This window comes from Pseudoalteromonas sp. R3 (genome assembly GCF_004014715.1).
Classification (GTDB): Bacteria; Pseudomonadota; Gammaproteobacteria; order Enterobacterales; family Alteromonadaceae; genus Pseudoalteromonas.
In genome coordinates this window covers 1,646,144-1,659,366 of the sequence record NZ_CP034835.1, presented here as the reverse complement: position 1 = coordinate 1,659,366, position 13,223 = coordinate 1,646,144, and the positions used below count along the sequence as shown (strand labels likewise).

Annotated in this window: 12 protein-coding genes; 2 read left to right on the top strand and 10 right to left on the bottom strand. The window is 47.2% G+C overall.

The window, feature by feature from the left end; translation table 11 throughout:
- Positions 1–34: 34 nt before the first annotated feature.
- The 7 genes from fabF to yceD all read right to left on the bottom strand — a co-directional run bounded on the left by fabF (position 35) and on the right by yceD (position 5,311).
- A complete protein-coding gene (gene fabF, locus ELR70_RS12080; RefSeq protein WP_054013969.1) occupies positions 35–1,273 on the bottom strand; it encodes a beta-ketoacyl-ACP synthase II in 1,239 nt (412 codons plus the stop codon).
- Between the two features lie 83 nt (positions 1,274–1,356).
- Positions 1,357–1,593: an acyl carrier protein gene (gene acpP, locus ELR70_RS12075; RefSeq protein WP_010374019.1), complete on the bottom strand. Its 237-nt coding sequence runs from the start codon at positions 1,591–1,593 to the stop codon at positions 1,357–1,359.
- A gap of 209 nt (positions 1,594–1,802) precedes the next feature.
- A complete protein-coding gene (gene fabG, locus ELR70_RS12070; protein WP_054013970.1) occupies positions 1,803–2,549 on the bottom strand; it encodes a 3-oxoacyl-ACP reductase FabG in 747 nt (248 codons plus the stop codon).
- A 15-nt stretch (positions 2,550–2,564) separates the two neighbouring features.
- A complete protein-coding gene (fabD, locus tag ELR70_RS12065; protein WP_054013971.1) occupies positions 2,565–3,491 on the bottom strand; it encodes an ACP S-malonyltransferase in 927 nt (308 codons plus the stop codon).
- A 59-nt stretch (positions 3,492–3,550) separates the two neighbouring features.
- Positions 3,551–4,594, bottom strand: coding sequence for a phosphate acyltransferase PlsX (plsX, locus tag ELR70_RS12060; protein WP_054013972.1), 1,044 nt, complete (start codon positions 4,592–4,594; stop codon positions 3,551–3,553).
- A 10-nt stretch (positions 4,595–4,604) separates the two neighbouring features.
- Positions 4,605–4,775 (bottom strand): 50S ribosomal protein L32, encoded by a 171-nt coding sequence (gene rpmF / locus ELR70_RS12055; protein ID WP_010382129.1) that lies wholly within the window; start codon positions 4,773–4,775, stop codon positions 4,605–4,607.
- Positions 4,776–4,786: 11 nt separating this feature from the next.
- Complete coding sequence (gene yceD, locus ELR70_RS12050; RefSeq protein ID WP_054013973.1) at positions 4,787–5,311, bottom strand: 23S rRNA accumulation protein YceD; 525 nt, start codon at positions 5,309–5,311, stop codon at positions 4,787–4,789.
- 120 nt (positions 5,312–5,431) lie between these two features.
- Between yceD and ELR70_RS12045 the strand changes: the two genes are divergently transcribed.
- Complete coding sequence (locus tag ELR70_RS12045; RefSeq protein ID WP_054013974.1) at positions 5,432–6,019, top strand: nucleoside triphosphate pyrophosphatase; 588 nt, start codon at positions 5,432–5,434, stop codon at positions 6,017–6,019.
- Here the strand turns inward: ELR70_RS12045 and ELR70_RS12040 are convergent.
- Both ELR70_RS12040 and rluC read right to left on the bottom strand, forming a co-directional pair.
- On the bottom strand, positions 5,981–6,649 hold the full coding sequence (locus tag ELR70_RS12040) for an HAD-IIIA family hydrolase (protein ID WP_054013975.1): 669 nt from the start codon (positions 6,647–6,649) through the stop codon (positions 5,981–5,983). The two genes, ELR70_RS12045 and ELR70_RS12040, sit on opposite strands and share 39 nt — an antisense overlap.
- Positions 6,639–7,601, bottom strand: coding sequence for a 23S rRNA pseudouridine(955/2504/2580) synthase RluC (gene rluC / locus ELR70_RS12035; RefSeq protein WP_054013976.1), 963 nt, complete (start codon positions 7,599–7,601; stop codon positions 6,639–6,641). The genes ELR70_RS12040 and rluC overlap by 11 nt, the downstream gene beginning before the upstream one ends.
- 508 nt (positions 7,602–8,109) lie before the next feature.
- Between rluC and rne the strand changes: the two genes are divergently transcribed.
- The gene (rne, locus tag ELR70_RS12030; RefSeq protein ID WP_128064584.1) at positions 8,110–11,430 is read left to right on the top strand and encodes a ribonuclease E; all 3,321 of its coding nucleotides are present in this window, start codon (positions 8,110–8,112) and stop codon (positions 11,428–11,430) included.
- Between the two features lie 452 nt (positions 11,431–11,882).
- Here the strand turns inward: rne and ELR70_RS12025 are convergent, their stop codons facing one another.
- Positions 11,883–13,196, bottom strand: a complete 1,314-nt coding sequence (locus ELR70_RS12025) for a murein transglycosylase domain-containing protein (protein WP_054013977.1) — start codon at positions 13,194–13,196, stop codon at positions 11,883–11,885.
- Positions 13,197–13,223: the final 27 nt, after the last annotated feature.

Below are 13,223 nucleotides of genomic sequence, written 5' to 3'. Positions count from 1 at the left end.
CCGGCAATGCCGGGTTTCTACACTGAGTTAGCTATCAGACTTTCTTAAACAGCAAAGAGCCGTTTGTGCCGCCAAACCCAAATGAGTTACATAGCGCATAGTCTAACTTAGCATCACGTGCCGTATGTGGTACGTAATCCAGATCGCACCCTTCATCCGGGTTATCCAGGTTAATAGTTGGCGTGACCTTTTGGTGCTGTAGTGACAAGATACTAATGATAGACTCTACAGAACCCGCTGCACCCAACAGATGACCCATCATCGACTTAGATGAGCTGACCATCACATCTTTCGCAGCATCTCCGAAGATAGATTTCACTGCCGAAGTTTCTGCCTTGTCGCCCGCCGATGTAGACGTACCATGGGCATTAATGTAACCGACCTGTTCAGCGTTTACACCCGCATCTTGCAGGGCATTTTCCATCGCCAGCGCAGCACCCGCGCCATCTTCAGGCGGTGATGTCATATGATATGCATCACCACTCATGCCAAAACCAACTAGTTCAGCATAGATTTTTGCGCCACGTGCTTTCGCGTGTTCGTACTCTTCCAGCACAATCACACCTGCACCATCGGCCAGGACGAAGCCATCACGATCTTTATCCCAAGGGCGCGACGCCGCTTGTGGATCATCATTGCGTGTCGATAAAGCACGCGCTGCACTAAAGCCACCCATACCAATTGGCGTCGACGCTTTCTCTGCTCCACCGGCAACCATAGCATCCGCATCACCGTAGGCAATCATACGTGCCGCATGGCCGATGTTGTGCAGGCCTGTCGTACATGCTGTTACGATAGAAATATTCGGACCTTGCAGGCCGTGCATGATAGACAAGTGACCCGAGATCATATTAATGATGGTCGAAGGTACATAAAAAGGAGACAGCTTACGTGGGCCACTGTTGAGCAGCTTCACATGGTTTTCTTCAATCAGCGTCAGGCCCCCGATCCCAGACCCCACAGCGACACCAACGCGTTTGGCATTTTCTTCTGTGATTTCCAACCCGGAATCTTTAAGCGCCTGTACGCCCGCCGCGATACCGTACTGAATGAACAAGTCCATTTTCTTGGCATCTTTCTTTGACATGTATTGAGTCTCGTCAAAATCATTGACCAGACCCGCAAATTTGGTACCGAACTGAGTAGTGTCAAAGTGTGTGATATTGCGAATACCACTTCGGCCTTCTAACAAGCCCTGCCAGGTTGACTCTACGTCATTACCTAGCGGCGTCAACATACCTAAGCCAGTTACTACGACTCGACGTTTAGCCACGGTTTCCTCCAAAAGGGATTTTCGAAATGATGGGGGGATAAAGAATCAGGGCAGCGAACGCTGCCCTAATTTAAAGTCGCTAATTACTCAGCGTGAGCAGTAACGTAGTCGATCGCTGCCTGAACAGTAGTGATTTTCTCAGCTTCTTCATCAGGGATTTCAGTGTCGAACTCTTCTTCCAGAGCCATTACCAGCTCAACAGTGTCAAGAGAGTCAGCACCCAGATCGTCTACGAAAGACGCTTCTGATTTTACTTCTTCTTCTTTAACACCTAGTTGCTCAACGATGATTTTTTTTACGCGTTCTTGGATGTCGCTCATTCTTCTTTCCTTTATTTAAACGCTATCGCGTTAATTTCAGATTGCGGCGTAGTTTACGGCGCATCATACTGTGATTCAAGGATTGACCATGACTTTTTTTTCTGGTCAAACCTGTTACTAAATATTTTGTACTTTTATCGCCTATTTTAATAGCAATTTCAAGTCAGATTGCCGCAAGATCACAAAAACTTCAACCTTGCGCACAATTGTTACACCATGTACATAGCGCCATTTACGTGCAAAGTTTCGCCTGAAACATAAGCACCAGCGTCTGATGCAAGGTAAACTGCCGCCGCTGCGATCTCTTCTGGCTTTCCAAGGCGTCCTGCCGGCACGTTCGCGAGCGTTGCCGCCTTTTGCTCGTCAGTTAGCTCATCAGTCATGTCTGTTTGGATAAAACCAGGTGCGATAACATTCACGGTGATACCACGTGATGCGACCTCGCGTGCCATGGACTTCGAAAAGCCAATCACGCCCGCTTTAGCGGCTGCATAGTTTGCCTGGCCAGCATTACCCATAGTGCCAACAACAGAACCGATATTAATGATACGGCCCGATTTTTTCTTCATCATAGGACGCAAAACCGCCTTAGACAAACGGAAAATTGAGCTCAGGTTTGTATCGAGGATATCATCCCATTCCTGGTCCTTCATGCGCATCAACAGGTTGTCACGGGTAATGCCCGCGTTGTTAACCAAAACATCCACATCGCCCAAATCTTGCTTAATTGCCTGCAGAGTAGCTTCAATAGAATCCGCGTCGGTTACATTCAGCTTGTACCCTTTGCCATTTTCGCCCAGGTAATCAGAAATTTTTTCTGCACCTGACTCACTTGTTGCGGTGCCCGCTACCTTTGCGCCTTGTGCAACCATAGCATTTGCAATGGCTTTACCGATACCACGGCTTGCGCCTGTAACAAGTACTACTTTACCTGTTAAATCAAATAAGTTTGTCATCTTAATTTCCGTTATTTACTTTGCAGATGTCAGAGAAGCAACGTCGTTCACTGCGCTACATGCAACAGATTTATCAATTCGCTTAGTCAGACCGGTCAGTACTTTACCCGGGCCAAACTCATAAGCTTGCGTGACCCCATCTTTTGCTAATTGCTGAACCGTCTCTGTCCAGCGAACTGGGCTATATAATTGGCGAATAAGCGCGTCTTTAATCGCTTCGCCACTTTCTTGTGCCACAACGTCAACATTATTAATCACTGAAAAGTTTGGTGCTGAGAACTCGATTTTTGCAAGATCCGCTGCCAGTTGATCGGCAGCCGGTTTCATTAACGCACAGTGAGAAGGTACACTAACTGCCAGCGGCAACGCGCGTTTTGCTCCCGCCTCTTTACAAGCTTCGGAGGCACGTTCTACTGCTTCTTTATGACCAGCAATGACCACCTGGCCCGGTGAGTTGAAATTGACCGGTGCTACGACCTGTTGCTCCGATTGCTCCTCACAAATCTTCGCAATTGTATCGTCATCCAGGCCGATGATTGCAGCCATAGATCCCGTACCTGCCGGTACCGCTTGTTGCATATACAGACCGCGCTTCTCAACCAATTTAACGGCTGTAGACAGATCTAATACGCCTGCACATACCAGGGCTGAGTATTCGCCCAGACTGTGCCCAGCTAGGACTAACTCTGCATCGACCTGCTCGCTCTGCCAGTGACGGAAAATTGCCACACTGGCAGTAAGCAATGCAGGCTGGGTACGATGTGTTTCATTTAATTCGCTTTCAGGGCCGTCTAATACTAACTTTGCCAGGTCATACCCCAAAGCAGCAGAAGCTTCTGCAAATGTATCCTGAACAACTTGAGAAGTTTCTAATAATTCCGACAACATGCCTACGCTCTGAGAGCCCTGGCCTGGGAATAGTAAAGCAATCTTTTGTGACATAGTGTGCTCTTTTGATTTCTATATTCTGCCTTTTCCTTAGCCACACTATTTGGATGAAACTAGGATCTGGCAGATGTCTCTTCAACCGGCGCCATTTCTTCAAAGGTCGCCTGGATTTTATCTGGAATACGTCTATCGATCTCTCTGGCCGCTTCTTCAATCGCTGCCATAAATGCCTTCTTCGACGCATTTCCGTGACTTTTCACTACAATACCGCGCAATCCTACCAGACTTGCGCCGTTATACTGGTCGGGGTTCACACGTTTATACAGTTTTTTTATGACGGGCCTGAGTAAAAACGCCAGACACCGGTAAAAAAGATGTTTTTTCAACGCTTTTGTGAACTTAAACATGATAAGTTTGGCAATTCCTTCACAAGTTTTCAATGCGACATTGCCAACAAAACCCTCACATACAATGACGTCTGATTTCCCTGAAAATATATCACTCCCCTCGCAATACCCCTGATAATTGATCACTTTGCAACCTTGCATAAGCTTAGCGGCTTGTTTAATACCATCATGACCTTTTATATCTTCGAGGCCGATGTTGAGCAAGTGGACTTTGGGCTTGTCGAGTTTAAGTGCGGCGCCTGCAACAATCGACCCCATAATGGCAAACTGTAACAGCGTTTCAGGATCACATTGTACATTGGCACCAAGATCCAGCAGATACACGGGTTGTTTCTTTTCAGTGGGTACTGAGGTGATCAGTGCAGGTCGCTTTATACCTGGAAGCATTTTCAATACATAGTGCGCCATCGATAATAACGCGCCCGTATTACCCGAGCTCACACAAGCTTGTGCCTGACCGGCTTTGACCAGGTCCAATGCAACTCGCATAGAAGAGTTTCGTTTATTACGTAGAGCCTGAGCAGGATCACAAGTATTGGTCACCACTTCATCACAGTGTTTAACGATCAGACGTGGGTGAGAAAGCGCATTAGCTTTTTCGAGCGCATCTTCCAAAACGGAGCGATTGCCACATAATAGCAGGATTAAGCGAGGATGTTTTTCAACTGCAGCGATTGCAGCAGGAATTGATGAACGGGGGCCGTAATCGCCCCCCATCATATCTAACGCTATGGTTAGATCAGCGTGCATAAGTAATCTCTTACTTAGAAATTACTTTTTCGCCTTTGTAGTAACCGTCAGCAGTTACGTGGTGACGACGGTGAGTCTCACCAGAAACTTGATCTACTGTTAGTGTAGGACCGTTAATAGCATCGTGTGAACGACGCATGCCACGACGTGAACGTGACACTTTACTTTTTTGTACCGCCATTAGCCTATCTCCTAAGAATCTTTCTTAAGTTGTTTTAAAATTTCAAATGGATTTGGTTTGCTCTCTTGTTCTTCTATATCACCAAAGCTAACTGGCTTATCAGAAAAAGAACAGGATGCTTCTGTATGCTTAGGAACGATAGGAATCGCCAGTATCAACTCATCTTCGACAATTTGCCGCAGATTAATCTCACCTTCTTCATCCAACTCCACAACATCATAGCACTCAGGGAGTTCTTCCGACTCTGCACCTAATCCGACTGGCGAATACGCAAAGTCTTGTTCCAAATCCAACCCTAATTCATCGTTGCAACGCTGACACAACACGGTGACTTTGGCTTGTACGTTTCCACGTACCACAACCAAACCTTGCTGGTCTGTTTCACAACGAATAGTTACCGCTATTTCACCTACTTGATCTTGCACAACTTGCTGCAAACGAGAAAGTTCTTCAAGCGCTATCACACCGTCATAACTGGCCCGGCGCTGTGCCGCTTTGCAAGGATCAATGGTGATGGGAATTTTCACCTTTTGCATAGGGGCTGCATCATATAGATAGTTAGTGCTTTAGTCAAAGCAAAATTAAACTTTCATATTGTTTTTAACCACGTTGTGATTATCCTATGGAGAATTTTCTACAACGCAGTGACAGTACTTATGAAATCACCACTTATATTAGCTTCCAGCTCGCCATTTAGGCAGCAAATCTTAGCAAAATTATGCCTGCCATTTGAGAGTTTCTCGCCTGACATTGATGAATCAAGTTTGCCTGCAGAAGCGCCTGCTGAGCTGGTTGCCAGATTAAGCGACAGTAAAGCGCGCGTCGCGCATCAACATTATAGCAGTGGATTAGTGATTGGCTCAGATCAGGTCGCTTTATTTGACGGCAAGATCCTCGGCAAACCTCACACCGAGGAAAATGCCCACGCACAGCTTAAACAATTCAGCGGCCAGGTGGTCACGTTTCTCACCGGATTGTGCGTCTATGAGCTTGAGACACAGAGATCTGTTACTAAAGTCGTGCCGTTTAAAGTCCATTTTCGACAATTAACAGACGCTCAGATTGCGCACTATGTAGCAAAAGAGCAACCGCTCAATTGTGCAGGCAGCTTTAAAAGTGAAGGACTGGGGATATGCCTGTTCGATAAGCTTGAGGGAGACGATCCCAATACATTAATTGGACTCCCTCTGATTGAACTGACCAAGTCATTGGCAGAATTCGGCGTTGACGTGCTCGGGCAATAAAAACGCCTGAAGCTGAGCATAGCTTTCGCACACTGCCAGCGGCGCGTATTTCTCAAGTTGCGCTGCACTGGCTGCGCCGAGCGTTACTGCGACGGCAGGTACATTCGCATTTTTGGCCAACTGCATATCAATTGCGGTATCGCCAATCATGATGGCCTGCTCTGGGCTGATATCGAGCTCACGTAAAATCTGTTGCAGCATGTCCGGATCTGGCTTCGAGTTTGCGTCATCCGCCGTTTTGGTAATATTAAAATAACCACGCAAACCACTTTGTGCCAGTAAGTTATCCAGGCCAACCCGACTCTTTCCAGTCGCGACAGCCAGTAAATACCCGTCATTTTTGAGCGCAGCCAGCAATGCCTCGACTCCTGTAAAGACCACTGCCGGGGTTGTGTCTTCTTTATATAAACGTTTATAAGTCAGTGCTAAGTCAGCAGAGTTATCTTGTTGTTCTGGGAACAAAGTGGCCATGGCCTTTTCTAACGACAAGCCGATTATTGACTTGGACGCTTCATCAGAGATAGGTTCAAGGCCGTGGGCTATCGCCACTTTGCGTATGGTATTAACAATTTTTGGTACTGTGTCCATCACAGTACCATCCCAGTCGAATATAACCAGCTTACGCGTCATTATTACCCCTTAGCTTATTCAAGCAGTGCTCCAGCGCTTTGTCTAATGGCGCTTCAACGTGCAGTGTTGTTTCATGCTTTGGATGAATAAACCTAAGCTCCCGGGCATGCAGGAATAACCGCCCTAAGCCCATCTGGCGCATTCTGCTGTCGAACACCTGGTCACCATATTTATCATCGCAGGCGATTGGATGGCCTTTGCATTGCGTATGTACTCGGATCTGGTGAGTACGCCCCGTGACAGGTGATGCCTGCACTAACGTCGCCCCCTCAAAACGTTCCAGTACCCGAAAGCGCGTATGTGAGGCCTTGCCTTCTTCGTGATCAACTCGTACCACCCGCTCGCCAGATTGCAGGGTATTTTTACGCAAAGGTTCTGTGACATTTTTATGCTTTGCAGACCACTCACCACACACCAGTGCCCAGTAATTCTTTTCCATGGTTTTTTCTCTGAGCTGCTCGTGTAGGCCTTTTAAGATTGCGCGACGCTTTGAGATTAACAAACAGCCAGACGTATCACGATCCAGTCTGTGTACTAACTCCAGGTTCCTTTCTTCAGGGCGTAAGGCCCGGATAGCCTCAATTAGCCCATAGCTCAAACCACTCCCGCCATGGACCGCCATACCTGATGGCTTATTCATTACAATCAGGTATTTATCTTCATATAGAATCGCGTCTTCCAACCCTGCGACTTTATCCAGGTTTTTTGGCACAAATTCTGACTTCTCAGCGACTTTTACCGGCGGAATACGCACTTCATCATTCAGCTGTAGCTTGTAAACTGGCTTGATCCGTTTTTTGTTAACCCTGACCTCCCCTTTGCGAAGAATTTTGTAGATTGCACTCTTTGGTACCCCTTTAAGGTGGGTAAGCAAAAAATTATCTATGCGCTGACCGAGTTGGTCTTCTGTTATGGTTACAAAACTTACCTTTAAGCCGGTTTTTTCTGACATTGCCTAATCACTGAATTGAGTAATAATTTAGTTGCTATCACGCCGGTATTAGTGGGATAATCGGCCCGCCTATCTTTGCGAGCGTGCTTTTTATCGCATTGATGCCGCTGTGATGCACATCTTGGGTGGAGGATCATACAGATTAGAGCTGAGATTTCCACAGCTTTATCGACCCAGCCCAGTGACAAATACGTGCGTTTAATCTGAAATGAAGCGTGTAATAGTTCATGGTACTGATTAAACACAGCTAAATAACCGAAATTAAAAGCAATAATTATTAATGTCTTGTGTAATTTAGTCGGGATAGGTTCAGGCCCGTGCGACATCCGCAATTGAGTGAAGAACTCAGTAACCCGCCACTTATAAAGCAGTGCGGCATAAGCGTTATATGCGGAAGTAAATGATTGTTCCCGTCTCCCAGTCGTGAGACTGCATTATAAAAATAGGAACACTGAACCCCTGAACTAACAAGCACAGGCAAAGTGTAAAAATTAAGTAGAGTAAAAATATGAAACGTATGCTGATCAATGCGACGCAGCAAGAAGAAATGCGCGTTGCACTGGTTGACGGCCAGCGACTGTACGATTTAGACATCGAGAGCCCTGGTCATGAACAGAAAAAAGCCAATATTTATAAAGGTAAAATCACCCGTATAGAACCTTCCCTAGAAGCCGCTTTTGTTGATTATGGTGCTGAGCGCCATGGTTTCCTTCCTCTCAAAGAAATTGCCAAAACTTACTTTCCTTCAGGCTACACGTTCAACGGTCGCCCAAACATCAAAGATGTGATCAAAGAAGGTCAGGAAGTCATTGTTCAGGTTGATAAAGAGGAACGAGGCCAAAAAGGCGCAGCACTGACCACCTTTATCAGTGTCGCCGGCAGCTACCTGGTACTGATGCCAAATAACCCTCGTGCAGGCGGTATTTCTCGCCGTATCGAAGGCGATGAGCGTATCGAACTGAAAGAAGCGTTGAGCCGCCTAAATCTGCCAAAAGGCATGGGCCTGATTGTGCGTACAGCAGGCGTAGGTAAATCTTTTGAAGAACTCGAATATGACCTGAAAGCGTTGCTAGTACACTGGGAAGCAATCCAGAATGCCGCAGACAGTGGTAAGGCACCGTTCTTAATCCATCAGGAAAGTAACGTTATCTTCCGCGCCATCCGTGATTATTTGCGCCGCGATATCGGTGAGATCCTGATAGATAAAGCGCGCGTATTTGAAGAAGCGAAAGCTCACATTGAGCGCTTCCGCCCTGACTTCATCAATCGTGTTAAACTCTATCAAAATGATGTTCCGCTGTTCACGCACTATCAAATAGAGAGCCAGATTGAATCAGCTTTCCAACGTGAAGTACGTTTGCCTTCTGGCGGTTCGATTGTCATTGACCCAACCGAAGCGCTTACTTCTATTGATATCAACTCCTCAAAGGCAACCAAAGGTGGCGATATTGAGGAAACAGCGTTAAACACTAACCTGGAAGCCGCAGACGAAATTGCCCGTCAATTGCGTTTACGTGACCTAGGTGGTCTGATTGTTATCGACTTCATAGATATGACGCCTCCGCGTCATCAACGCGAAGTAGAGAACCGCCTGAAAGATGCGGTACGCGCAGACCGCGCTCGTGTGCAGATTGGCAAAATTTCGCGATTCGGTTTGCTCGAAATGTCACGCCAGCGCTTGCGCCCTTCATTGGGTGAAGCGAGTCAACACACATGTCCACGTTGTGATGGGCAAGGGACTATTCGCTCGAACGAATCGATTGCGCTCTCTATTCTTCGCCTGATTGAAGAAGAAGCGATAAAAGAGAATACAGCACAGGTCAATGCACAAGTGCCAGTTAAAGTAGGCTCTTATCTGTTGAATGAAAAGCGCCGAGCTGTACAACGCATTGAAAAACGCCACAACTGTGACGTTGTGATCATCCCTAACCAACACATGGAAACGCCGCATTATGACGTGGTACGCCTGCGTAAGGATGATGTGCCTGAGAGTGTTAGCTACGATCAGGTTGTAACGCCAGAAGTTGAAGTTGTCGCAACACCAATTGCCGCGCCTGTGGCCAAAGAAGAACCGGTTCTAAAAGGCGTTGCCATGCCCACTGCGCCGGCACCTGCCCCACAACCAGCCGAAGCAGCTAAACAACCTCAAGTACAAAAGCAAGTTGAGGAAGAAGCTGGCTTGTTGAGTCGTATCGGTAAATGGCTCAAAGGCTTGTTTGGCTCTGAAGAAGAGCAAAAAGAAGAGCAGCCTAAGCAACAACCTCGTCAGCGTCAGGATAATCGCCGTCGTAATCAACAGCGCCGTAAGAATCGCAACCGTAATGACCGCCGTAACGACGAACGCAATGATAATCGTAAGGCTGAACAAGACAACAGCGATGCTAAAACACGCAAAGATGAGCAGAACGATAATCAGGAGCGTAGCGAAGGCCGTAATAAGCGTCGCCGCCAGAACCAGCGTCGTCGTAATGACTCGGATAAAGCAAAGCAAAGCCATGAGCAAAATACCGAGCAAAAACAGGACAACGCAGAACAGGCAAGCCAGGAAAAATCGGTTAAGCCACGTCGCCAACGTCGTAACTTGAAAAAGAAAGTGCGTGTAGAGGGTGAGCAAGTCAACACTCAGACCACTGATGCACAACCTGTAGTCGCTGATAACTCTGTGCAGAAGCCTGAGCAAGCTTTGGATCAAGGTACAACAAATGCCGCTGAAGATGCTGCAGCTCAAGAGATGGAAGCTAAGGTACAAGCTGACAAAAAAATTGCGGAAGAAGTAATTGAGCAAACTCAACACAACGAAAAAGTTGAGGAGTCAAGCGAAGAAGATAAAGAGCAACGTGAACAACCTCGCACTCGCTCTCGTCGCTCTCCGCGCCACCTGAGAGCTGCCGGTCAAAAGCGCAAGCGCAATGAAGCTAAGGATGCAACACCTGCATTTGTACCTGTTGCGGATCAAGCCGCCGCTGAGTTCGAAGCCGAGATGAGCGCTACAGCAAAGGCACAAGTTGCAGTTTCTGAGGAAATTCAACAAGCCCCTGCTACTGAAGCATCGGCTGAAGTGCAGGCTGAACAAGCTCCTGTAACTGAAGCTCCGGCTGAAGTGCAGGCTGAACAAGCTCCTGTAACTGAAGCTCCGGCTGAAGTGCAGGCTGAACAAGCTCCTGTAACTGAAGCTCCGGCTGAAGTGCAGGCTGAACAAGCTCCTGCTACTGAAACACCGGCTGAAGTTCAGGCTGAACAAGCTCCTGCTACTGAAGCACCGGCTGAAGTACAGGCTGAACAAGCTCCTGCTACTGAAGCACCGGCTGAAGTACAGGCTGAACAAGCTCCTGCTACTGAAGCACCGGCTGAAGTACAGGCTGAACAAGCTCCTGCTACTGAAGCACCGGCTGAAGTACAGGCTGAACAAGCTCCTGCTACTGAAGTACCGGCTGAAGTACAGGCTGAACAAGCTCCTGCTACTGAAGCACCGGCTGAAGTACAGGCTGAACAAGCTCCTGCAACTGAAGCACCGGCTGAAGTAGAGGCTGAACAAGCCCCTGCGACTGAAGCACCGGCTGAAGTACAGGCTGAACAAGCCCCTGCTACTGAAGTGCAAGCTAAACAAGCTACAGCGCAGACAAAAGCTGTCCGCTCTCGTTATCAATACGTCGCCGAAGCACCAATGACAAAAGCGACGGCTGATGATAGTGCCGATATCAGCATTTCAGTAACGGCTATGCCTGACTCTATGCGCGAAAAGGTAAGTGACAGCGGCCAGGGCTCCGGTTCCAAGTCTCCTACAGCGCGTGCAAGTTCAGCAATGGCGTCGCCAGCTAGCTATGAATAAGCGTTAGCTACACGAAAAAAGGGTCGCCTGTGCGGCCCTTTTTAATGTCTGTAACTCTCATCGTTCAGCAGAAATATGCTTATAGATTACGATGAAACGTAGCTACTTGAAACCTTAGTCCAAAGTAAGCAAATCTCGACACACCGGATAGCAAATCCTGCGACGCCCTCCACATATAGAGGGATATAGCACTAAAGGACATATCAAATACAGGTCCGGTACACACTCTCATAGGGAGTACCGCCTAATTTGTAGAGTGGCCATCATATAGAGATTGTGCATCGTGATACATGACCAGGAATAGAAAGCTTTATAAACACAGAGGCGACTGTATCTTAAGACAGGAAACAGTTTCCGTAGTTGGGCTTAAAGGAGGCGATAGTGATAAAAAGGGAAGCTTTTCAATATAACGAAATACCAGAGCAGTTTATTCTGGTACTTCGTCTTTTGAGTTAAATATATAGTTTTTCCGTCGCCAAGACTTTTTTCAGATAGCGACGAGTTTCACTGTAAGGTAAACCTTGCTGTAGCGCTTCCAGCACACGCTCTGGGGACAAAGAGTTAATCACTCTTGCTGCGCGCTTAATATTGCGCGAGCCATCAGCATTAAATACACTGGCGACGTTCCCTGCTCCCGTATTGTAGGCTGCAATCATACAATACTTACGGCTTAATGGATCTTTGATGGCGCTAAGATAACGATTATTCAGAAGATGTAAATAAGCCGTGCCTGCTTCAATGTTATTGTCCACAATATAGAGATAAGGCGGGCTCATTGGCTCGTCTAACTTGTACAAATAGCGATTGACGTCTACGCCTGCGCTGGTAGGCACTATCTGCATTAAACCAAATGCCGGTATATGTGATTTCGCCAGAGGATTAAAATGGCTCTCGGTATGCATGACAGCCAGCACCAGGCTGGTATCGATTTCAAAGCGTTCGCTTTGTTTTGCTATTTGACCTTGATAGTCTGATGCACGTTTGTGTGCCAAGCCGTTTTTCGGCATTTTGATCCGCACCTGAGTCACTTGCTGAGGCTCAGTCTTTGAGATCTGTCTGACAGATTTTGTTAGGTTTTTTATGCGCTTAGTGGCCAGTTCATCAAGTTCGGCTTTTTTTGTCGCTAACTCTTTACTTGCGGCCTCCACCAATTGTGGTTCAGACTGCAATGCCAGAGCTGCATCGGCCTGCTGCTCTGCTAATTGTTTCTGTTCCTGTGTTTGTTGCTTGATCTGTGCTTTAGCCGCAATGATAGATTTTACACGCAGTCCATTATCTATAGCGACTTGCTCTCTGTGAGTCACACCATCTGTCAATGATTCACCGCTGAGAAAAGACTGAAACAGCATCCCTTCGGATTGACGAAACCTTTCTATGGCCCGAGAAATCTCCTGCTCTGACACATGAGTGCCCGCATGGTGGCGAACACTGAGAATTATTTCATCATTCTCAAAGTCTACTTCTAACCGCTCGCGGTTATCGTCAGAGTAACTGACAAACTGGCTTTGACTGGAAACTTTAGCCTCACCCCACTGCTGGATCAGCTTGTCGCGAAACGCATCAAACTCCGCAAAATGTTGCTCAACATAGTCGTTGAACTCTTGCAAGTGCTGCGCCTTGTAACGCTCAAATTCCGTTTGCTCCTGGGCGCTGGTGTCATAGGTTTGCATTGCCGCTTCCAGTTCATTAAACAAACTAGATGTACTAGCGACCGCTGCCGCGGCTGCAAACTGAGATGCAATCGTCAATGCAAGTATGTTTTTCACAGCCCAACTCCTGTCAATGAATAGCGC

Bases quoted from the DNA above. Each gene is read 5' to 3' on its own strand.
- rne (WP_128064584.1), top strand. From the start codon at position 8,110: ATGAAACGTATGCTGATCAATGCGACGCAGCAAGAAGAAATGCGCGTT.
- fabG (WP_054013970.1), bottom strand. From the start codon at position 2,549: ATGACAAACTTATTTGATTTAACAGGTAAAGTAGTACTTGTTACAGGC.
- rluC (WP_054013976.1), bottom strand. From the start codon at position 7,601: ATGTCAGAAAAAACCGGCTTAAAGGTAAGTTTTGTAACCATAACAGAA.
- rpmF (WP_010382129.1), bottom strand. From the start codon at position 4,775: ATGGCGGTACAAAAAAGTAAAGTGTCACGTTCACGTCGTGGCATGCGT.
- plsX (WP_054013972.1), bottom strand. From the start codon at position 4,594: ATGCACGCTGATCTAACCATAGCGTTAGATATGATGGGGGGCGATTAC.
- ELR70_RS12040 (WP_054013975.1), bottom strand. From the start codon at position 6,649: ATGACGCGTAAGCTGGTTATATTCGACTGGGATGGTACTGTGATGGAC.
- yceD (WP_054013973.1), bottom strand. From the start codon at position 5,311: ATGCAAAAGGTGAAAATTCCCATCACCATTGATCCTTGCAAAGCGGCA.
- ELR70_RS12045 (WP_054013974.1), top strand. From the start codon at position 5,432: ATGAAATCACCACTTATATTAGCTTCCAGCTCGCCATTTAGGCAGCAA.
- acpP (WP_010374019.1), bottom strand. From the start codon at position 1,593: ATGAGCGACATCCAAGAACGCGTAAAAAAAATCATCGTTGAGCAACTA.
- fabD (WP_054013971.1), bottom strand. From the start codon at position 3,491: ATGTCACAAAAGATTGCTTTACTATTCCCAGGCCAGGGCTCTCAGAGC.